At 52.9% G+C, this 20293-nt stretch carries 17 protein-coding genes, 2 tRNA genes, 2 rRNA genes and 1 riboswitch (1 of these 22 only partly in view); of the genes, 18 read left to right on the top strand and 3 right to left on the bottom strand.

Going from position 1 to position 20293, the window contains the following annotated elements; translation table 11 throughout:
• From FCN78_RS00110 to FCN78_RS00165, 12 genes are all read left to right on the top strand, one after another.
• Positions 1-2327 (top strand): 23S ribosomal RNA (locus FCN78_RS00110); it begins 560 nt to the left of the window's first position.
• A gap of 115 nt (positions 2328-2442) precedes the next feature.
• A 5S ribosomal RNA gene (gene rrf, locus FCN78_RS00115) occupies positions 2443-2558 on the top strand.
• A gap of 202 nt (positions 2559-2760) precedes the next feature.
• Positions 2761-2837 (top strand) — tRNA-Asp (locus FCN78_RS00120).
• Positions 2838-3101: 264 nt separating this feature from the next.
• Positions 3102-3178: transfer RNA gene (locus FCN78_RS00125), tRNA-Trp, on the top strand.
• A 302-nt stretch (positions 3179-3480) separates the two neighbouring features.
• A complete protein-coding gene (crcB, locus tag FCN78_RS00130; RefSeq protein WP_069361826.1) occupies positions 3481-3861 on the top strand; it encodes a fluoride efflux transporter CrcB in 381 nt (126 codons plus the stop codon).
• 56 nt (positions 3862-3917) lie between these two features.
• Positions 3918-4017: riboswitch (TPP riboswitch) on the top strand.
• Positions 4018-4110: 93 nt separating this feature from the next.
• On the top strand, positions 4111-6087 hold the full coding sequence (gene thiC / locus FCN78_RS00135) for a phosphomethylpyrimidine synthase ThiC (protein WP_077659749.1): 1977 nt from the start codon (positions 4111-4113) through the stop codon (positions 6085-6087).
• The gene (thiE, locus tag FCN78_RS00140; RefSeq protein WP_077659750.1) at positions 6084-6752 is read left to right on the top strand and encodes a thiamine phosphate synthase; all 669 of its coding nucleotides are present in this window, start codon (positions 6084-6086) and stop codon (positions 6750-6752) included. Before thiC ends, thiE begins: the two co-directional genes overlap by 4 nt.
• Positions 6736-7503 carry a HesA/MoeB/ThiF family protein gene (locus tag FCN78_RS00145; protein ID WP_077659751.1) on the top strand — a complete coding sequence of 256 codons (768 nt, stop codon included), beginning with the start codon at positions 6736-6738 and terminating at the stop codon, positions 7501-7503. Before thiE ends, FCN78_RS00145 begins: the two co-directional genes overlap by 17 nt.
• A complete protein-coding gene (gene thiS, locus FCN78_RS00150; RefSeq protein WP_069361822.1) occupies positions 7487-7684 on the top strand; it encodes a sulfur carrier protein ThiS in 198 nt (65 codons plus the stop codon). The genes FCN78_RS00145 and thiS overlap by 17 nt, the downstream gene beginning before the upstream one ends.
• A 2-nt stretch (positions 7685-7686) precedes the next feature.
• Positions 7687-8460, top strand: a complete 774-nt coding sequence (locus tag FCN78_RS00155; protein WP_077650056.1) for a thiazole synthase — start codon at positions 7687-7689, stop codon at positions 8458-8460.
• On the top strand, positions 8460-9611 hold the full coding sequence (thiH, locus tag FCN78_RS00160; RefSeq protein ID WP_077659752.1) for a 2-iminoacetate synthase ThiH: 1152 nt from the start codon (positions 8460-8462) through the stop codon (positions 9609-9611). Before FCN78_RS00155 ends, thiH begins: the two co-directional genes overlap by 1 nt.
• A gap of 13 nt (positions 9612-9624) precedes the next feature.
• On the top strand, positions 9625-9855 hold the full coding sequence (locus FCN78_RS00165; protein WP_069361819.1) for a glutaredoxin family protein: 231 nt from the start codon (positions 9625-9627) through the stop codon (positions 9853-9855).
• 53 nt (positions 9856-9908) lie between these two features.
• Here FCN78_RS00165 and FCN78_RS00170 read toward each other — a convergent pair whose 3' ends face one another.
• Together FCN78_RS00170 and FCN78_RS00175 are read right to left on the bottom strand one after the other, a co-directional pair.
• Positions 9909-11696, bottom strand: a complete 1788-nt coding sequence (locus FCN78_RS00170) for an aminopeptidase P family protein (RefSeq protein ID WP_077659753.1) — start codon at positions 11694-11696, stop codon at positions 9909-9911.
• Positions 11697-11758: 62 nt separating this feature from the next.
• Entirely contained in the window at positions 11759-12739 is a 981-nt protein-coding gene (locus FCN78_RS00175) for a LysR family transcriptional regulator (protein WP_069361817.1), read from the bottom strand.
• 98 nt (positions 12740-12837) lie between these two features.
• On the opposite strand from FCN78_RS00175, the gene FCN78_RS00180 reads away from it, so the two are divergent.
• Positions 12838-14043 (top strand): multidrug effflux MFS transporter, encoded by a 1206-nt coding sequence (locus FCN78_RS00180; RefSeq protein WP_077523461.1) that lies wholly within the window; start codon positions 12838-12840, stop codon positions 14041-14043.
• Between the two features lie 206 nt (positions 14044-14249).
• Positions 14250-14543 (top strand): H-NS-like global regulator TsrA, encoded by a 294-nt coding sequence (gene tsrA, locus FCN78_RS00185; RefSeq protein ID WP_077659770.1) that lies wholly within the window; start codon positions 14250-14252, stop codon positions 14541-14543.
• Positions 14544-14600: 57 nt separating this feature from the next.
• Here the strand turns inward: tsrA and FCN78_RS00190 are convergent, their stop codons facing one another.
• Positions 14601-15506 (bottom strand): DMT family transporter, encoded by a 906-nt coding sequence (locus tag FCN78_RS00190; RefSeq protein WP_077600380.1) that lies wholly within the window; start codon positions 15504-15506, stop codon positions 14601-14603.
• Between the two features lie 132 nt (positions 15507-15638).
• On the opposite strand from FCN78_RS00190, the gene rmuC reads away from it, so the two are divergent.
• From rmuC to ubiB, 4 genes are all read left to right on the top strand, one after another.
• Complete coding sequence (gene rmuC / locus FCN78_RS00195) at positions 15639-17171, top strand: DNA recombination protein RmuC (RefSeq protein ID WP_077456864.1); 1533 nt, start codon at positions 15639-15641, stop codon at positions 17169-17171.
• Between the two features lie 78 nt (positions 17172-17249).
• Positions 17250-18017 (top strand): bifunctional demethylmenaquinone methyltransferase/2-methoxy-6-polyprenyl-1,4-benzoquinol methylase UbiE, encoded by a 768-nt coding sequence (gene ubiE / locus FCN78_RS00200; protein WP_069361813.1) that lies wholly within the window; start codon positions 17250-17252, stop codon positions 18015-18017.
• A gap of 9 nt (positions 18018-18026) precedes the next feature.
• Entirely contained in the window at positions 18027-18641 is a 615-nt protein-coding gene (locus FCN78_RS00205; protein WP_077456862.1) for a ubiquinone biosynthesis accessory factor UbiJ, read from the top strand.
• Positions 18638-20284, top strand: coding sequence for a ubiquinone biosynthesis regulatory protein kinase UbiB (gene ubiB / locus FCN78_RS00210; RefSeq protein ID WP_077659754.1), 1647 nt, complete (start codon positions 18638-18640; stop codon positions 20282-20284). Before FCN78_RS00205 ends, ubiB begins: the two co-directional genes overlap by 4 nt.
• Positions 20285-20293: the final 9 nt, after the last annotated feature.

Here is a 20293-nt window from a genome sequence, read left to right on the forward strand (position 1 = left end):
ATAATGGGTCAGCGACTTAATGCAAGTAGCCAGGTTAACCGCATAGGGGAGCCGTAGGGAAACCGAGTCTTAACTGGGCGACAGTTGCTTGCATTAGACCCGAAACCGAGTGATCTAGCCATGGGCAGGTTGAAGGTTGAGTAACATCAACTGGAGGACCGAACTCACTAACGTTGAAAAGTTAGGAGATGACCTGTGGCTAGGGGTGAAAGGCCAATCAAACTCGGAGATAGCTGGTTCTCCCCGAAAGCTATTTAGGTAGCGCCTCGGACGAACACTACTGGGGGTAGAGCACTGTTAAGGCTAGGGGGTCATCCCGACTTACCAACCCTTTGCAAACTCCGAATACCAGTAAGTGCTATCCGGGAGACACACGGCGGGTGCTAACGTCCGTCGTGGAGAGGGAAACAACCCAGACCGCCAGCTAAGGTCCCCAAGTTATCGCTAAGTGGGAAACGATGTGGGAAGGCTCAGACAGCCAGGATGTTGGCTTAGAAGCAGCCATCATTTAAAGAAAGCGTAATAGCTCACTGGTCGAGTCGGCCTGCGCGGAAGATGTAACGGGGCTAAGCGATACACCGAAGCTGCGGCAATGTCCTTATGGATATTGGGTAGGGGAGCGTTGTGTAAGCCGTTGAAGGTGAGCTGAGAGGCTTGCTGGAGGTATCACAAGTGCGAATGCTGACATGAGTAACGATAAAGGGGGTGAAAAACCTCCTCGCCGGAAGACCAAGGGTTCCTGTCCAACGTTAATCGGGGCAGGGTAAGTCGGCCCCTAAGGCGAGGCCGAAAGGCGTAGTCGATGGGAAACGGGTTAATATTCCCGTACTGCTGCTTACTGCGATGGGGGGACGGAGAAGGCTAGGTGGGCCTGGCGATGGTTGTCCAGGTTCAAGTGCGTAGGCTGATTTCTTAGGCAAATCCGGGAAATCAAGGCCGAGACACGATGTCGAGCCACCAAGGTGGTGAAGTCATTGATGCCATGCTTCCGGGAAAAGCCTCTAAGCTTCAGGTAAGTAGCAACCGTACTCCAAACCGACACAGGTGGTCGGGTAGAGAATACCAAGGCGCTTGAGAGAACTCGGGTGAAGGAACTAGGCAAAATGGTACCGTAACTTCGGGAGAAGGTACGCTGCCCGCGGTGAAGTCCCTAGCGGATGGAGCTATGGGCAGTCGCAGATACCAGGTGGCTGCAACTGTTTATTAAAAACACAGCACTGTGCAAAATCGAAAGATGACGTATACGGTGTGACGCCTGCCCGGTGCCGGAAGGTTAATTGATGTGGTTATCGCAAGAGAAGCCATTGATTGAAGCCCCGGTAAACGGCGGCCGTAACTATAACGGTCCTAAGGTAGCGAAATTCCTTGTCGGGTAAGTTCCGACCTGCACGAATGGCGTAATGATGGCCACGCTGTCTCCACCCGAGACTCAGTGAAATTGAAATCGCAGTGAAGATGCTGTGTACCCGCGGCTAGACGGAAAGACCCCGTGAACCTTTACTACAGCTTGGCACTGAACATTGAGCCTACATGTGTAGGATAGGTGGGAGGCTTTGAAGCGGCGACGCCAGTTGTCGTGGAGCCATCCTTGAAATACCACCCTTGTATGTTTGATGTTCTAACTTAGCCCCGTTATCCGGGGTGAGGACAGTGCCTGGTGGGTAGTTTGACTGGGGCGGTCTCCTCCCAAAGCGTAACGGAGGAGCACGAAGGTGGGCTAATCACGGTCGGACATCGTGAGGTTAGTGCAATGGCATAAGCCCGCTTAACTGCGAGAGTGACGGCTCGAGCAGGTACGAAAGTAGGTCATAGTGATCCGGTGGTTCTGAATGGAAGGGCCATCGCTCAACGGATAAAAGGTACTCCGGGGATAACAGGCTGATACCGCCCAAGAGTTCATATCGACGGCGGTGTTTGGCACCTCGATGTCGGCTCATCACATCCTGGGGCTGAAGTCGGTCCCAAGGGTATGGCTGTTCGCCATTTAAAGTGGTACGCGAGCTGGGTTTAGAACGTCGTGAGACAGTTCGGTCCCTATCTGCCGTGGGCGTTGGATGATTGAGGGGAGCTGCTCCTAGTACGAGAGGACCGGAGTGGACGAACCGCTGGTGTTCGGGTTGTGTCGCCAGACGCATTGCCCGGTAGCTAAGTTCGGCACAGATAAGCGCTGAAAGCATCTAAGCGCGAAGCTGGCCCCGAGATGAGTCATCCCTAGAGCTTCGAGCTCTCTAAAGGGTTGTCGTAGACGACGACGTTGATAGGCAGGGTGTGTAAGCGCTGTGAGGCGTTGAGCTAACCTGTACTAATGGCCCGTGAGGCTTAACCATACAACACCCAAGGGGTTTTGGGTTGGACTTAAATAAAGCCAGTTGATTGTGGCGAGAACGAACAGCTTTCTAGATTACGTGTTTTGACTGAAAAGTGAAGACACACCAAATTTTGCTTGGCGACCATAGCGCTTTGGACCCACCTGACTCCATGCCGAACTCAGTAGTGAAACGAAGCAGCGCCGATGGTAGTGTGGGGTCTCCCCATGTGAGAGTAGGACATCGCCAGGCTCTCATTGCTTATCTTGTTGATAGCTCGATGCTTTTGATATCTGTGATGCTCATGTATTGGCATACACTGCGCGTCTCGATTCAAAATCCTCATCGCATCAAACAAGATAATCTAATTAGAGCTTAATGTTGGGCTTTAGTTAGCAAAAATTTAAACATCAAAGCAGACTGACGTAAGACTTTGATGAGACAGAATTGGTGCGGAGTGGTAGTTCAGTTGGTTAGAATACCGGCCTGTCACGCCGGGGGTCGCGGGTTCGAGTCCCGTCCACTCCGCCACTACTTAGAAACCCTAGCTGAACAGCTGGGGTTTTTTGTTGTTGGTCAGGTTCGCCCTGCGGGCGAATGAGTCCCGCAGGGTGGCCTGCCCGTTGTCCGCAACCCCGGCCCTCCGCCACTATTTAGAAACCCTGCTAAATTTAGTAGGGTTTTTTGTTATTGGGTCGTTGGGACGATTTGCTTTATAAATAAGCGATTAAACGTCTGAAGAGTAATTGGTGGTGGTAATTTGTCGCGGGATCGCTACAATAGACACCTATCTACAGGGGTATAGCTCCAATTGGCAGAGCAGCGGATTCCAAATCCGCGTGTTGGGGGTTCGAATCCCTCTACCCCTGCCAAACACCAAAGCATCGACATTGTCGGTGCTTTTTTTGTATGTGAATTATCAAGCTTCTCGTAACCCGATGAAGGGTAGATGTGAACATGCAAACGACAAAAAAGCGTGTTGGGGGCTGGGTCGCCAGCCCGGTCGAATCCCTCTACCCCTGCCAAACATTAAAGCATCGACATTGCCGGTGCTTTTTTTGTATGTGAATCATTAAGCTTCTAGCAACTCTGACCCTCTTCCCTTTTTCTCCCTCCTGTTTCTTGTTCACATGTCGCGGTATGATGAGTTTTTACCAATCGAAAGGAGCACCCAGTGGTAAGCATATTGTGGGTAGGGCTTGGCGGCGCATTAGGGGCGTCCTCGCGTTTTTTAGTTTCAGAGTGGAGCGTCGCGGTGTTTGGTCGAGGATTCCCGTACGGCACCCTAATGGTTAATGTGCTGGGCTCATTAGCGATGGGGGTCTTTTTAGCGGCGATGAGCCAAGAGCTGATTGCCCCAGTGCCTTGGCGTCAACTGATTGCGATTGGCTTTTTAGGCGCGTTCACCACCTTCTCTACCTTTTCAGTGGATACCTTGCTCCTTTTTCAACATGGTGAGACGGTGAAAGCCTTGTTGAATGTGGGTCTCAATCTCGCGTTGTGCTTAAGTGCAGCCGCGATGGGCGCTTGGTTGCTAGCACGCATCACCGGTTAAGCGAAAACATCGTGTTACGTCGCTTGTTGTTGCGGCGGTGATTTCTTATACTGGCGTTGAACTTGTCGGAGTGCCAATTGGCTGAGACCACGTTAAGTGGGATCCGTTGAACCTGATCTGGTTAGGACCAGCGAAGGGAACAAGAGATGCATCAGATCACAGACCGTACGCGTCTGCCAGTTTGCTCACATCTCAATTCAGCGTTTTCCGGCAAGCATTAATTCCCATAATGAACACCGGAGTAATGCTATGTCGACCCGTAAACAGGCCCGTCTTGAGGCCAAATCCTTTATCGATTCCCTCTCTGCGCAAACCCATCCCAACTCGGAGAAAGTTTATGTCGAGGGCTCGCGACCTGATATTCGTGTAGGGATGCGCGAGATCCACCTGTCTCCGACCTTTGTCGGCGGGAGTAAAGACAATCCGCAGTACGAGGACAATGAATCCATTCGGGTTTATGACACATCAGGGCCTTATACCGACCCACAGAGTGCTATCGATATTTACCAAGGCTTAGCGCCAGTGCGCAAAGCCTGGATTGATGAGCGTGCCGATACAGAGTTTCTTGATGCAGTGAGCTCAGACTATGCGCAGACTCGCCTTAGTGATGAAACCTTGGATGATCTCCGCTTTAGCGCCTTACCGCCTATCCGTCGGGCGAAACCTCACCAATGTGTGACCCAACTGCACTACGCACGTCAAGGCATTATCACCCCAGAGATGGAATTTATCGCTATTCGCGAAAACATGGGGCGTCAGCAGTATCGTGAAGAGCAACTAAACCGCCAGCACCCAGGGGAAAGCTTTGGCGCGCATTTACCCTCAAACATTACTCCTGAATTTGTGCGCCAAGAAGTTGCTGAAGGGCGTGCGATTATTCCTGCCAACATTAACCACCCAGAAGCGGAGCCGATGATCATTGGGCGTAACTTTCTAGTGAAAGTGAATGCCAATATTGGTAACTCGGCGGTGAGCTCCTCCATTGAAGAAGAAACCGAAAAGTTGGTGTGGGCGACCCGTTGGGGCGCGGATACAGTGATGGATTTATCGACCGGACGCAATATCCACGAAACTCGCGAGTGGATTTTACGTAATAGCCCAGTCCCGATTGGCACTGTGCCTATGTATCAAGCGCTTGAGAAAGTGAATGGCATTGCCGAAGACCTGACTTGGGAAGTGATGCGCGATACCTTAATAGAGCAAGCCGAGCAAGGGGTCGATTACTTTACCATTCACGCTGGAGTGCGTTTGCACTATGTGCCCATGACCGCCAATCGCGTGACTGGGATTGTCTCGCGTGGCGGGTCGATTATCGCCAAATGGTGCTTGGCGCATCATCAAGAAAGCTTCCTCTATACCCATTTTCGTGAAATCTGCGAGATTTGTGCCGCCTATGATGTATCGCTGTCGCTAGGCGATGGGCTGCGTCCCGGCTCAGTGGCTGACGCGAACGACGAAGCGCAATTCAGTGAGCTACGTACTCTGGGCGAGCTTACCAAGGTGGCATGGGAATACGATGTGCAGGTGATGATTGAAGGCCCCGGCCATGTGCCCATGCACATGATCAAAGAGAACATGGACGAGCAGCTCACCCATTGCCATGAAGCGCCTTTTTATACTTTAGGCCCGCTGACTACCGATATCGCGCCTGGTTACGACCACATCACCTCCGGGATTGGTGCGGCGATGATTGGCTGGTTTGGGTGTGCGATGCTTTGCTATGTCACGCCCAAAGAACATCTGGGTCTGCCCAATAAAGAGGATGTTAAAACGGGCATGATCACCTACAAGCTTTGCGCACACGCTGCCGACTTAGCCAAAGGACACCCGGGTGCGCAAGTGCGGGATAACGCCATTTCCAAAGCGCGCTTTGAATTCCGCTGGGAAGATCAGTTCAACCTTGCTCTAGATCCGGTGACGGCACGTGCCTATCACGACGAAACGCTCCCTCAAGAGTCGGGCAAGGTCGCGCATTTTTGCTCCATGTGTGGGCCGAAATTCTGCTCCATGAAAATCAGCCAAGAAGTCCGAGATTACGCCAAAGAAAATGGCTATGCCGCCGCGGGCGAAGCGATTGATGTCACTATGCTGGAAGACCCGTTAGCAGGCATGCAGCAAAAATCGCAAGAATTTCGAGAAAAGGGCAGTGAGCTCTACCTGCAAAAATCCCATCATTCTTCACCACAAGGCGCTGAGGTAAGCGACAGCGATAAGGTGGAGTCATGAGCCTGACCCCATTTGCGCCTATGTCGGAAGGCATAGGCCCATTATATCCGGTGGTGGACGATGTGGATTTGCTCGAACGCTTGCTTTGCTTGGGGGTGAAAACCGTGCAACTGCGTGTGAAGCAGCCAGCGCATCCACACTTGCTAGATTGGGTACAGCGCGCGGTGGCATTGGGCCGTGCGCACCATGCGCAGGTGTTTATCAACGATCACTGGCAGCTCGCGCTTGAGGCTGGCGCCTATGGCGTTCATCTGGGGCAGCAAGACTTACAAGAGGCGGATCTTGACCGGCTTGCGCGGCAAGGCGTGCGCCTTGGCGTATCGACACGCAGTCCCGAACAACTTGCCGCAGCGGTTAAGCTCTCGCCCAGTTATCTCGCCATCGGCCATATTTTTCCCACCACCACCAAACAGCTCGCCGAGCCGCCGCAAGGCATTTCTGCATTAGCACAGCAGGTGGCGACTGTGGATGGCCGCTTCCCGACGGTGGCGATTGGCGGTATTGATCTCGACCGAGCCCCTGACGTTTGGCGCACTGGCGTAGATGCCATTGCGGTGGTCCGTGCTGTGACGCAAGCGCCTGATTTAGCGGCGCGCATTGACGCATTTAACCGCTGTCTTAATCCATCAAGACAGCAAGGAGGGCGTGATGCTATCGGACAGTGAATACCTGCGTTATAGCCGGCAAATCATGCTGCCAGAGGTTGGAGAGTGCGGGCAGCAGGCACTGAGCAAGGCGCGCGTGTTAATGGTCGGTGCCGGTGGGCTAGGAACCACCGCGGGTCTCTACCTTGCAGGCGCTGGCGTGGGGCAGTTAGCGATTGCTGACTCGGACCACGTTGAGCTATCTAATTTGGCGCGTCAGGTGGCGTATCGGGATGAGCAAATCGGCACCGATAAAGCCGCAGCGCTAGCCGCTAACTTGGTCGCGCTGAATCCACATTGCCAGTGCCGAGCCATCAATGCCTATCTAGAAGGTGAACGTCTGGCGCTGGAAGTGGCGATGGCGGATGTGGTTCTCGATTGCAGTGATAATCTCGCCACTCGCCATGCAGTCAATCAAGCCTGTGTAGAGGCTGGCACGCCGTTGGTGAGCGCAGCGGCGATCGGTTGGCAAGGCCAGTTATTGGTTTATCAACCGCATAGCGCATGTTATGCGTGCGCCTTTGCGGACGTGATGTTTTCTGAACCCACGCGCTGTGCTGAAGCTGGGGTAATGGGGCCGGTAGTCGGCATGATGGCCACCGCGCAAGCGCTGGAAGGGATAAAACTGTTATTAGGGCAGGCGGTTGGGACCAATCGCTTGTCACGACTGGATGGACAAACCATGACATGGCAGCACTTTTCGCTGCCTGTGCATCCGCACTGTGCGGTTTGTCAGCCAACGCGGGAGGTAAGTGATGCAGTTAATCATTAATGACACGCCTACTGAGGTCAATGCCACGACCGTCGCGCAACTGATTGAGGAGATGAAGGTGCCAGCCGAATCGGTCGCAGTGGCGCTAAATCAGACCATTATTGCGCGTGATGCTTGGTCATCCACGTCACTCACCGCTGGCGATAGCTTGGCGGTCTTTCAAGCGATTGCCGGAGGATAATTATGTTAACCATTGCGGATACGACGTTTTCATCTCGGCTGTTAACCGGCACCGGCAAGTTTGCCAGTCGCAAGACCATGGCCGAATCACTGGCGGCCAGTGGTACTGAACTGGTCACCATGGCGCTAAAGCGAGTCGATGTGCATGCCACACAAGACGATATTTTAACCCCGCTGCGCGAGCTAGGTGTGCGCCTGCTGCCCAATACCTCGGGGGCGAAAAATGCGCAAGAAGCGGTCTTTGCCGCACGTCTTGCTCGAGAAGCATTGGGAACGCACTGGGTGAAGCTGGAAATTCACCCCGACCCCAAGTATCTGATGCCTGATCCGATTGAAACCCTTCAAGCGGCGAAAACCCTTGTAGATGAGGGGTTTGTGGTGCTGCCATATTGTCATGCCGATCCTGTGCTGTGTAAGCGTTTGGAAGAGGTGGGATGCGCGGCGGTGATGCCCCTTGGCTCACCGATTGGCTCCAACCAAGGGCTGGCCTCAATGGCGTTTCTCGACATCATTATCGAGCAAGCTCGCGTGCCGGTGATCATTGATGCCGGCATTGGTGCACCGTCAGATGCGGCGTTAGCGATGGAGCGCGGTGCCGATGCAGTTTTGGTTAACACCGCCATTGCCACGGCTGGCGATCCGATTGCTATGGGCGCGGCGTTTAAACAAGCGGTTGAAGCAGGACGCTGCGCGTATCAAGCTGGACTGGCGGGCACACGCAATCACGCTCACGCGTCTAGCCCCTTAACCGCGTTTCTTGACGCTAAGGAGGCGTGATGAGCTTTTCTAAGCGGTGGGCGGCACTCGATTGGGATCATCATCGCCTCTCGATTTACAGCAAAACGCGCCAAGATGTCGAGCGGGCGCTGGCTAAATCCTCGCGCAATTTGGACGATTTCGCTGCTCTGATCAGTCCTGCCGCTGAAGCCTATCTCGAGGCCATGGCTCAGCAATCTGCGGCCCTGACGCGGCAGCGGTTTGGCTACACCATGGGGTTTTATATTCCGCTGTATCTCTCCAATTTGTGCGCTAACGTGTGTACCTATTGCGGTTTTTCGATGGAAAACCGAATCAAACGGCGCACGCTGGATGAAGCCGAGATCGCCGCCGAGTGTGAAGCGATCAAAAAAATGGGCTTTGACAGTGTGCTCTTGGTGACCGGTGAGCATGAAACCAAGGTGGGACTCGAGTATTTTCTCCGCGCCTTACCCGTGGTGAAGCAATACTTTCATCATGTGGCGATGGAGGTGCAGCCGCTGGATACCGAGGCGTATCGCGCCTTGGTGGCACAGGGGGTGGATGCGGTGATGGTGTACCAAGAAACCTACCACGCTCCAACCTATGGGGAACACCACAAGCGCGGGAATAAAACCGACTTTCACTACCGGCTGCAAACCCCAGATAGGTTGGCACAAGCAGGGGTCGATAAGATTGGGCTCGGCGCCTTGATTGGCCTTGAGGACTGGCGCACCGACAGCTTTTTTACCGCCCAGCATCTCGATTATTTGGAAAAGCAATATTGGCAAAGCCGCTATTCGCTATCTTTTCCGCGCTTACGCCCTTGCGCGGGGGCGCTGCAGCCGAAATCGGTGATGACGGATAAGCAGCTGGTTCAGCTGATTTGTGCCTATCGGTTGTGGAATCCGCAGGTAGAGCTGTCGCTATCGACACGCGAGTCACCTCACTTTCGCGACAATGTGTTGCCGCTTGGTGTCACGAGCTTATCCGCGGCGTCAAAAACCCAACCGGGCGGTTATGCCAACCCTGAGCCACAATTGGAGCAGTTTGCCATCAGTGATGAACGTAGCGCGGCAGAGGTGGCCGCCAGCGTCCGTGCCCTCGGGTTTGAGGTGGTATGGAAAGATTGGGATAACATCTACGATATCGCGCGTCAGGCGCAAATGGCTTCACAAACGGCAGCGGGTTAGCGACAATGCGGGCATGAAACGTATTACTGTATATGTGGGCCCGCGCTGTCCTCACTGTGAGGCGGCCAAAGCTTACTTGGATAAAAAAGGGCTGCGTTATCGTGTTGTCGATACGGCCACGCCCAAAGGCAAGAAGCTGCTGGCAGCAACAGGCTCGCGGGGTGTCCCGGTGATTTGCATTGGCGATACCACCTTGCGCGGCTTTTCGCCTAAAGCGGTCGAGAAAGCCCTGAAAGGGGAATAAAAAAGCGTCCAATCGGACGCTTTTTGTTTTTTTATACTTAGTGAAGAGGCGACTTAACGGCTTAGCGGCGCGGTCGCTTGTTTTAACCAAGCTTGGTCTTGCTCATCTAAAGATGGGCTAACTTCATCCCACACGGTTTGATGATAGCGATTCCACCACTGGATTTCTGCCTCGCTGAGCAAGCTCACATCGACCAAACGACGATCGATCGGTGCACGCGTGAGTGAGGCAAACCCGAGCATCGTCATGTCGCCCTCGGTGGGCTTTTCTTCAATCAACTCGAGGTTTTCAATCCGGATCCCAAACGCCTCGGCGCGGTAGTAGCCCGGCTCGTTTGACACCACCATGCCCGGCAATAGCGCGACGCTATTGGGCGCTTTGGAAATGCGCTGCGGACCCTCGTGCACGTCCAAGAAATGCCCGACACCGTGACCGGTGCCATGGTCAAAATCATAGCCGTGTTGCCACAAATACTGGCGTGCTAAGGCATCAAGCTGGCTGCCTGAGGTGCCTTTCGGGAACAGCGCGGTGGCCAGCGCAATATGCCCTTTCAGCACCAGCGTGAAGGCCTTTTTGATCTCAGCGCTGCATTCGCCCACCGGCACGGTACGGGTAATGTCCGTGGTGCCGTCATAGTATTGGCCGCCAGAGTCGACCAAGTAGACGTTGTTGCTCTCAATCACGCTCGGTTTGGGCTGATTGTTGTGGTTGTAGTGGCACATAGCGGCGTTGCCACCGGCGGCGGAAATGGTATCAAAGCTTAAGTCGACCAGTTGATCGTCTTGTTGGCGGAATTGATACAGGGTGTCTGCGAGCACGGCTTCATCAGGGCGTTCACCGGCGTCGACTTGACGGTCAAACCAGGCCAAAAAGCGAGTAACGGCAACACCATCGCGCACGTGACAGGCACGCATGCCTGCGATTTCTTGCGGATTTTTGGCTGCCTTTTCAAGCGCACACGGGTCTTGCGCTTCCACCACGGTGACTTGCGCTTGTTGGAGGGTGTCCAGTGTCCAGGCATTGGCACCGTTTGGATCGACCAATACACGTTGACCCGTCAGCGCTTGCAGGGCATCAACCAGGCTGTCTGGGTGCGCGACGCTCACGCCTTCGCCCACATGTGCGTCAAAGCCTTCGGGGAGACGGTCAGGGTCGATAAACACGGTGACGTCACCAGATTGCTTGATAATCGCTTGGGTCAGCACCACCGGCAAGCGTGGGATGTCGCGACCACGGATATTGAGCAGCCAACAGACGGCATCGGGTTGAGTGAGTACCGCGGCATCAAGACTCTGATCGGCCAGCTGCTGTCCAATGGTTTGACGTTTATCCAAGCTGGCGCGGCCGGTTTTCTCTTCACCCAGTAAAATGGCAGGGCTATTAAGCGGGGCGGGGCGATCGTCCCACAGGCTTTCAATCGGGTTTTGCTCAACGCTCACCAGTTTCAAAGCCCCATCCAGCGCACGTTGGGTGCGTTTGTACCAAGCGGCACTATGCATGCGAGCGTCGATAGCCAGCTTGGCACCCTTGGGTAATTGTTGCTGGGCCCATTGCACCGGTGGTTCATCAATCAGATGGCAGTAGTCAAACAGGCCGGCGGGGACTTGCTTACGGACTTGAACCACATAGCGGCCATCAACAAAAATCGCCGCCTTGTCGCGGGTGATCACCGCGGCCCCTGCGGAGCCGGTAAAGCCGGTTGCCCAATGCAGGCGCTCATTGTGCTCAGGCACGTATTCGCCGAGGTATTCGTCTTCGTGGGGGATGAGTAAGGCGTCATAGTCGTGTTGAGCCAGCCAGTGTCTTAGCTGCTCAATACGCTTGGTAAGGGTCGCGTCCATTATTCTTCCTTCTTTAAATTGGGTGAACTTGCCATGTTCGGCCTCGCGTAAAAACCCGTGGATTAGACCCTAGCGCGATGGGCGATAGGTTGCAATTTTGCCGGGCTAAACTGCTGACAGCGCGAAATAATCAAGGCTTTCAGCCATTGGTGCCCCGGGTCATTTTCTTGATTTTGATGCCAAAACAAGGTGTACGCCATTGGCGGGATTGGCGTCGGTAACGGCCGCACCACCAAATTGAGCGACGCGGCAATATAATGCGCAAACTGGCTTGGTGAGGTAAACACCAGGTCGGTATAGGTACACAGGCTCGCCGCACTATTGAAATCTGGCACGTACATGGCAATGTCACGCTCAATATTACGCTCTGCCAGTTTATAGTCCAACAGCCAGCGGTCATTCCCGTCACACTTCACCTGTACATGTCGCAGTCCAAGGTAACGCGCTTCATCCCATGGGCCCTTGAGCGCTGGGTGATCAGCGCGCATCAACACACACTGGTGATCTTGGCAAAGCTCTTGGTAGCGCACACCCTTGGGCGGCATCATGGTCAGCATGGCATCGGCGGGATTTAAATCTTTACCGGTAATGCCAAAGTCGATATTGCCGCGGGCGAGACCATCAAAGGTGGTTTGATCCCAAGCGGCGGTATTAAGGGTGATAGCTGGCGCCGCTTCCAGCATATCGCCAATAAACTGTGGCAACAGCAATGGATAGGCGCTCTCGACGAGGGCAAAGCGAAAACAGCGATCGCTTAAGTGCGGCTGAAAGTGGTCGGGCTCGGTCATCGCCGCAACATCATTGAGTAAAGCCCGTAATTTCGCTTGTAAGGCTTGCGCGCGAACCGTGGGTTTGAGCCCGTGGGCTGCTCGAGTAAAAAGTGGATCGTTAAATTGTGCTCTGAGTCGGGCTAAGTTTTTACTCACTGCCGATTGGCTGAGATGCAGGCGTTTTGCCGTGCCCGTGACATTGCACTCTTCTAAAAGCACATGTAGGCACACCAATAAATTGAGGTCGGTGCGCTGCAGCTGGTCCAAATCCATTGCTGGTATTCTCCTTGGGAATAACTGCTTTTACTATAAACCATTATGGCTCATACCCTGAAGCCACTATACTACGTGCCTGTATAGAGGAGTAACCCATGTCACACACTGACTCACCGACATCAAATCGCTTACTGGTCGCCTTAATGGTGTTACTGGTGCTGTTTAGCCCGATGGCGATTGATATTTACCTGCCTGCATTACCGTATATGGCAGGTGACTTTAATGTGAGCCCAACCTTGGCGCAAGATACCGTCACTTGGTTTATGTTTAGTTTGGGTTTGGGCCAGCTGTTTGCGGGGCCATTGGCTGACCGCTTTGGCCGTAAGCCTGTCGCGATCATTGGTATTTCACTATACGGTCTTAGCTCGCTGATGGCGTGGCTCGCCACCTCGATGGATATGATGCTGGTGGCGCGTTTGCTACAAGGTTTTGGTGCATGTGCGACGTCCGTGTGTGCGTTTGCGGCAGTGCGTGACCGCTTTGGTGCAGAGCGCAGCGGCCATATGATTAGCTATCTCAATGGTGCGATTTGCTTTGTGCCCGCCTTGGCCCCGCTACTGGGTAGCTGGCTCACGCAAATGTTTGATTGGCGCGCTAACTTCACCTTTATGCTCGGTTATGCGGCATTGGGCTTGGTCTTGGTCAGCGTATTTTTGCCTGAGACGCGCCCGACACATACAGATAACGCTGGGCGCTTATTCAGCTTACGTCGGTATTGGCAGGTGCTACGCGTGCCGACATTTACCTATCACATTATTCTTTGCATGCTGGCGATGGCGGTGATCTTAGCCTACGTCACCTCCGCGCCCGTCTTGCTGATGGATAGGTATGGTATTTCCATGAACAGCTTCACTTTTTGGTTCGGTGCCAACGCGGCATTAAACATTGCCGCCGCGATGTTAGCGCCGCGCTATATGCAAAAATTTGGTAGCCGCCGCGCGCTCAATATTGGCTTGATGATGCTGGTCGGCTCAGGCGGGCTGATGCTGGCATTAAGCCCCATCGCTGCCCCCTGGGCCTTTATGTTACCCATTTTTACCTCGTCATTCGGCTTTGCTTGGGTGTTGGGCGCGTCAGCGGGCGCGGCATTAGCCCCGTTTTCTGATCGTGCCGGCACAGCGGCAGCCTTGTTGGGATTGTTCCAAATGAGTGGCGCAGGTCTGCTGGTTAGCCTGACTCAGCGTTTAGGTTTATCCGCCAGTGATTTAATGACCGTGCATATGTGGTTGCTGCTACCTGGCTTAATTATTTTGTGGTCACCGAAAGGTAAGCAATGGCATGGGAAAGCAGTAAGAGATTAAATAATCAGTAAAAACGACAATTCAGTTGGCAAATATAATAAGACGTGCAAAACGCTGGGGTCTCGACAACCCATTATCCCTTTTCGCTGGCTTCGGCCAGCGTTTTTTTATTTTGCTAAAAACCCCAAATTGAGAGTATATTTACTGAGCAAACCAAATTAATGCTCATTCCTTATCGTTTTATATCCAAAGGTCAGTTACACACTATGTCATTATCGACAATCGAAATGGCGCGCGTCCTTGAGCAACTTGAGGAATCGCCCGAGAAAATCATGTTTGGCAAATTGCTGGCAGAATTAGGCAGTCAAAGTGAAGAGCGTGTACGTAGCGCCGCCCACCAGGTGCCACTGAAATATTTACGCGAGCTGGTTTATCAATTTAATCAGGTGATAGATGAGCGCCGAGCTGAGCGTATTGAAGAAATCACCCAAGGCTTGGCGCAAGACGGTTTATCTGCCGACGAGCTTTATGAATATGTAATCCAACGCAAGATGGGCTGATCGCCGCCCATCCTCAAAGGAATAAACAAGACTGAGCGGCGTGTGGCGCTAGGATCGTTAGGTACTCGCCGCTGGTTGTTTGCTATTTTTGGGTTTGCGTTGCTGAATCAGTAGGCCCACGACAATAAAGCTAAGACCGATCAGGGTGCTGATATGAATCGTCTCGCCAATAATGGTGGCCAATAACACCAAGGAGATAAAAGGCGAGATAAAAATCAGATTGCTGATCCGTGAGGCATTCTGAGTATATTTCATTGCGCTCAACCACAGCATAAAGGTTATCCCCATTTCAAAAAGCCCCACATAGCTCACCGCGAGCCAGCCTTGCCAGGGGATCCCTGTCCACGACGCTGTCATGCCGGCTAACAGTAATGACACCGGCAGCGACAGCATAAAACTTAACAGAATGCCGAGCACCGGGTCGGCAGGATTTTTAGTATTCAGTACCCAAAAACCTGCCCACAATAGCGTGGAGAGCAACGCAAGCCCAATGCCTAGCGGGCTGTCGAATTGTAGCGAGAGCAATTGGCCTTTGGTTGCTATGACCACCACACCAAAATAGCCCAACGCCGCCGCAATCCAATCTTGACGACGAATAGTATGGCCGAGAAACACCGCTGCCATTAAGGTCAAGGTAATGGCCCAGCTGTAATTTAGTGGTTGCGCCAAGGACGCAGGGAGAAGGTCATAAGCTTTGAAAAGGACCAAATAATAAATCAAAGGGTTAATCATTCCGAGCAGGCAATAATAGCCTGGCCGGCGACGAAACGTCGGCCAAAGCGCGTTTAGCTTTCCTTGCACCGCAGCAATAGCGGCGAGTACGACGACCGATACCACGCTGGCGGCGGCCAGCATTTGAATCGGGGTCATGTAGCTTAAGGTGATTTTGAACGCGGTCGCGACTGTTGACCACAACAGCACGGCAGATAATCCAAATATCAGTGCTTTACGTTCATTGTGCATACTGCCTCCCTGCAAAGATGCCTTCTATTCCAGGCAGTCTACGGTATTCGTACGTACCGAGATAGACTGGACATCTATCCAGTATCCCATTAGCCTTGCTGACATCAGTGACCGTACAATAGAGAACCCGTTATGCTTGATGGTCTGTCATTATCCACCTTGTCTATCCTGACGTTTTGTTTCGGCGTTATCAGTGCCTCAGGGCTGAGCTATTGGCTGCATCGACGCGTAGTCACCCAATATCAACAGTGGTTTGACACGCAATATGCCCAACAGCAGGCGACCGCTGACATGCAGCAACAACAGCTTCGTCAGCAACTGGAACAACAACAACAAGAGTTGGATAGCTTGGATGTTGAACGCGATCGTCTAACGCAAGAGCTACGCCAGTATTACGGCAAATTAACTTCTGCCAGTGAGAAGCTACGTCAACTGGAGCAATTACGCCAAGACAATCAAGCGCTGTCAGACAAACTGGATGCGGTACGTGAGGATAAATCAGAACTGTTAGCTGAGCTTCGTGAAGTCAAAGCGAGTGCGGAGCAACAACTCAATGCGGCGAAAGAAAAGCACGCGCTATTGGAAAATGCGGAAGAGAGGCTGCGCACCCAATTTGAACAGCTGGCCAACCAGGTATTTGAGCAAAAAGTCCATTCTGTTGATGAGCAGAATAAAATGAGCTTAGAGAGCTTACTGGGGCCGCTGAAGTCGCAGTTGGAAGGGTTTAAAAAGCAAGTGACTGACAGCTTTGGCGAACAAGCGAAAGAGCGTCACACCCTGATTCATGAAATCAAAAACCTCCAGCAACTGAATGCGGATATGACCCGTGAAGCGCACAATCTGACCCAGGCGCTAAAAGGTGACAACAAGCAACAGGGCAACTGGGGCGAAGTGGTGTTGGCGCGTATTTTGGAAGAGTCCGGCTTGCGTGAAGGGCGTGAGTATCAAACCCAAGTGAGCTTTGAGAACGAGCAAGGTAAGCGTTATCAGCCCGATGTGGTGGTGAAATTACCCCAAGAAAAAGACGTGGTAATAGATGCCAAAATGGCCCTCGTCGCCTATGAACGTTACTACAACGCAGAGACCTTGGCTGAGCAAGATGCGGCGCTAAAAGAGCATGTACAAGCCATACGCCAGCATATCCGCGGGCTGGGGCGTAAAGATTATCATCAGCTTCATGGCGTGCGTTCGCTGGATTACGTACTGATGTTTATTCCGGTGGAGCCGGCTTTCCAAGTCGCGGTCGAGGCTGATGCCCGCCTGATCCGTGAGGCGATGGATAATAATATTATGTTGGTCAGTCCTACCACTTTGCTGGTGGCACTGCGTACCATCAATAATTTATGGCGTTATGAATACCAAAACCAAAATGCCAAACAAATCGCAGAGAAAGCGAGCAAGCTCTATGACAAGGTGCGCCTATTTGTTGGTGATATGGAAGCGCTCGGCAATGCGCTGGGTAAAGCCAGTGACAGTTATCAAGGGGCGATGAACAAACTTAGCCAAGGCCGCGGTAATATTATTCGCCAAGCGGAAGGGTTTAAAGCGCTGGGGGTGGAGGTGAAACGGGATATCAGCCCGTCGCTCGCCAGTGTCGCTACCGAGCCGGCGGCAGATGAACCTCTCAACTTGACCCAGGCCGAACGGGACGCCAACCAGCAATAATCATAATAAACTTGGCCGCACGCTTGGAGTCGGGATGGGCGATAAAGTAAACTGGAGCCAATATGTTAGGGGAATACAATGACAGATAAAAACGCGCACCAGGATCAAGAGACCATCGACTTTGGCTACCAGCAAGTCAAACGCCAAGAAAAAGAAAGCCTCGTGGCCAATGTGTTTCATTCGGTGGCGGCGAAGTACGATCTGATGAATGATGTGATGTCGATGGGCATTCACCGGATCTGGAAACGCTTTACCATTGATTGCAGTGGTGTTCGTCCTGGGCAAAAAGTGCTCGATTTAGCCGGTGGTACTGGTGACCTTACGGCAAAATTTTCTCGCCTTGTTGGTGAGCGCGGTGAAGTGGTGCTCGCCGACATTAATAACTCAATGCTCAAGGTGGGTCGCGACAAACTGCGCGACAAAGGCATTGTTGGCAATGTCAGTTACGTGCAAGCCAACGCCGAGGCACTGCCTTTCCCTGATGACCACTTCGATTGCATCACTATCGCGTTTGGTCTGCGCAACGTCACCGATAAAGATGCTGCCTTACGCTCAATGTTTCGTGTCCTCAAGCCTGGAGGGCGTTTGCTGGTGCTGGAGTTTTCCAAACCGGTTGCCGAGCCGTTATCAAAAGTCTACGACGCCTACTCTTTCCATGTGTTACCGAAAATGGGGCAACTGATTGTTAACGACCCAGACAGCTACCGTTATTTGGCCGAATCGATTCGCATGCACCCTGATCAAGAAACCTTAAAAGGAATGATGGAGCAAGCCGGTTTTGAACAAGCCAGCTACTACAATCTCACGGGTGGCATTGTAGCGCTGCACCGTGGATATAAATTCTAAGGAGCCCACATGGCGCTTGATTCACTTTTATGCGCGGCCCTGGAAACAGCGCTTAATGCGGTGATTGCCAAAGATGCCGATAGCCAGCGTCGCCTTGCGCGTCTAAAAGGGCGTTGTATCGGTGTTACGCTCCAAGAGCTTGATCGCCAACTGATTTTTATCTTCGACCAACGCATTGATGTACTCAGCCATTATGAGGGTGAGCGTGATGCTAATTTGTCGTTATCGCTATCGGCATTGCCGCAGTTACAGCAAAAGGCCAATTTAACCGCGCTAATCAAAGCGGATAAACTCACGCTTGATGGCGATATTGACGTGGCGCAGCAGTTCTCTCAGTTGCTCAGTGGTATCGAACTGGATGTGGCAGAGTGGTTGGCACCGTATACTGGCGATGTGATTGCCCACACGGTGGTGAGTCACGCCCAGCAGCGCTGGCAGCAACTGCAACAATTGGCTCAGCGACAACAGCGCTATGCGGGGGATGTGATTACTGAAGAGTGGCGTTTAGCGCCAGGGGCGCTTGAAGTGGCCGCTTACAGTGACCAAGTGGACGAATTGCGCAGCGATGTCGCGCGATTGGAAGCCAGGTTTAAGCAGTTGGTAGAACGGGTGGAGTCTGCATGACGCTCAATGAAATTCGTCGCTTGTATTTTATCATCCGCACCTTACTGTTGTACGGTGTCGATGCTTTGTTGCCCAAACAACCTTTAACACGGCTGGCGCATCTTGGTCGTCAATCACTGTTTTGGCTGAAAAATCAGCACCCAGATAAGCCGGTAGGAGAACGTTTACGGTTGGCCTTACAAAGCTTGGGCCCGGTATGGGTAAAGCTTGGGCAAATGATGTCGACGCGCCGCGATCTCTTTCCGGGTGATATCGCCAACGAGCTGGCGCAACTGCAAGATAAGGTGGCACCGTTTGATGGCCACAAAGCCAAAGCGCAAATCGAAGCCTCGTTAGGCGGCCCATTGGAAACCTGGTTCAGCGATTTTGACCCCAATCCGCTCGCCTCCGCCTCAATCGCGCAAGTGCATACCGCTACGCTCAAATCGAACGGCCGCGAAGTGGTGCTGAAGGTGATCCGTCCCGATATTTTGCCGGTGATCCAAGCTGACTTGCGACTGATGTATCGTGTGGCACGGTTGGTGGCGCGCTTTTTGCCCGATGCGCGTCGCTTAAAACCGGTCGAAGTCATCCGCGAGTACGAAAAAACCTTGCTTGATGAGCTGGACTTAATGCGCGAAGCGGCCAATACCATTCAGCTGCGCCGCAACTTTGAAAACGACCCAGCGCTGTATGTGCCCGAAGTGTTCAGCGATTACTGCCGCAAAGACGTGATGGTGTCTGAGCGAATCTATGGCATTCAAGTGTCGGATATCGAGGCGCTACAAGCCAATGGCACTGATATGAAGCTGCTGGCTGAGCGCGGGGTGGAGGTCTTCTTTACTCAGGTGTTTCGTGACAGCTTTTTCCATGCGGATATGCACCCGGGCAACGTGTTTGTCTCCTACGAGCACCCGGATGACCCGCAGTGGATTGGGCTGGATTGCGGGATTGTCGGCACCTTAAATCGCGACGATAAACGCTATTTGGCGGAAAACTTTATCGCCTTTTTTAACCGCGATTACCGCAAAGTGGCCGAATTGCACGTCGACTCTGGCTGGGTGCCGCACGACACCAACGTGGATGATTTTGAGTTTGCCATTCGCACCGTGTGTGAGCCCATTTTCGAAAAGCCACTGTGCGAAATCTCGTTCGGTAATGTGTTATTAAACCTATTTAACACCGCGCGCCGATTTAATATGGAAGTGCAGCCGCAGCTGGTGTTGTTGCAAAAAACCTTACTCTACATTGAAGGACTGGGGCGTCAGCTCTATCCGCAGTTAGATTTGTGGACCACGGCCAAGCCGTTTTTAGAGTCGTGGATGAAGCAGCAAGTGGGGCCCCAAGCGGTGTGGGCAGCGGTCAAAGAGAAAGCGCCATTTTGGGCCGAGAAGCTACCTGAGATCCCAGAGCTGGTGTATGACGGATTGCGCCAAGGGCGACAAATCAACCAACGGCTCGATGCTTACTATCATGGTTATTTGCAAACCCGGCAACGTCATTCACGCGCCACCTACATGCTCGGCATTGGTGCCACCTTGCTGCTGACGGCGACCATTTTGTTCGCCAATCATGTCGAGACCTTGCCGGGCGTCGCTGCCACAGGTGCGGTGATCTTTTGGTTGTGGGGCTGGCGACTTTGTAATAAAACTTGTAATAAATAGCAGTTACAC

Source organism: Salinivibrio kushneri (assembly GCF_005280275.1).
In the GTDB taxonomy this organism is placed as follows: Bacteria; Pseudomonadota; Gammaproteobacteria; order Enterobacterales; family Vibrionaceae; genus Salinivibrio; species Salinivibrio kushneri.

Excerpts from the sequence above, each read along its gene's own strand:
- thiC (WP_077659749.1), top strand. The coding sequence starts at position 4,111 with ATGTCGACCCGTAAACAGGCCCGTCTTGAGGCCAAATCCTTTATCGAT.
- thiE (WP_077659750.1), top strand. The coding sequence starts at position 6,084 with ATGAGCCTGACCCCATTTGCGCCTATGTCGGAAGGCATAGGCCCATTA.
- FCN78_RS00145 (WP_077659751.1), top strand. The coding sequence starts at position 6,736 with ATGCTATCGGACAGTGAATACCTGCGTTATAGCCGGCAAATCATGCTG.
- thiS (WP_069361822.1), top strand. The coding sequence starts at position 7,487 with ATGCAGTTAATCATTAATGACACGCCTACTGAGGTCAATGCCACGACC.
- FCN78_RS00155 (WP_077650056.1), top strand. The coding sequence starts at position 7,687 with ATGTTAACCATTGCGGATACGACGTTTTCATCTCGGCTGTTAACCGGC.
- thiH (WP_077659752.1), top strand. The coding sequence starts at position 8,460 with ATGAGCTTTTCTAAGCGGTGGGCGGCACTCGATTGGGATCATCATCGC.
- FCN78_RS00165 (WP_069361819.1), top strand. The coding sequence starts at position 9,625 with ATGAAACGTATTACTGTATATGTGGGCCCGCGCTGTCCTCACTGTGAG.
- FCN78_RS00170 (WP_077659753.1), bottom strand. The coding sequence starts at position 11,696 with ATGGACGCGACCCTTACCAAGCGTATTGAGCAGCTAAGACACTGGCTG.
- FCN78_RS00175 (WP_069361817.1), bottom strand. The coding sequence starts at position 12,739 with ATGGATTTGGACCAGCTGCAGCGCACCGACCTCAATTTATTGGTGTGC.
- FCN78_RS00180 (WP_077523461.1), top strand. The coding sequence starts at position 12,838 with ATGTCACACACTGACTCACCGACATCAAATCGCTTACTGGTCGCCTTA.
- tsrA (WP_077659770.1), top strand. The coding sequence starts at position 14,250 with ATGTCATTATCGACAATCGAAATGGCGCGCGTCCTTGAGCAACTTGAG.
- FCN78_RS00190 (WP_077600380.1), bottom strand. The coding sequence starts at position 15,506 with ATGCACAATGAACGTAAAGCACTGATATTTGGATTATCTGCCGTGCTG.
- rmuC (WP_077456864.1), top strand. The coding sequence starts at position 15,639 with ATGCTTGATGGTCTGTCATTATCCACCTTGTCTATCCTGACGTTTTGT.
- ubiE (WP_069361813.1), top strand. The coding sequence starts at position 17,250 with ATGACAGATAAAAACGCGCACCAGGATCAAGAGACCATCGACTTTGGC.
- FCN78_RS00205 (WP_077456862.1), top strand. The coding sequence starts at position 18,027 with ATGGCGCTTGATTCACTTTTATGCGCGGCCCTGGAAACAGCGCTTAAT.
- ubiB (WP_077659754.1), top strand. The coding sequence starts at position 18,638 with ATGACGCTCAATGAAATTCGTCGCTTGTATTTTATCATCCGCACCTTA.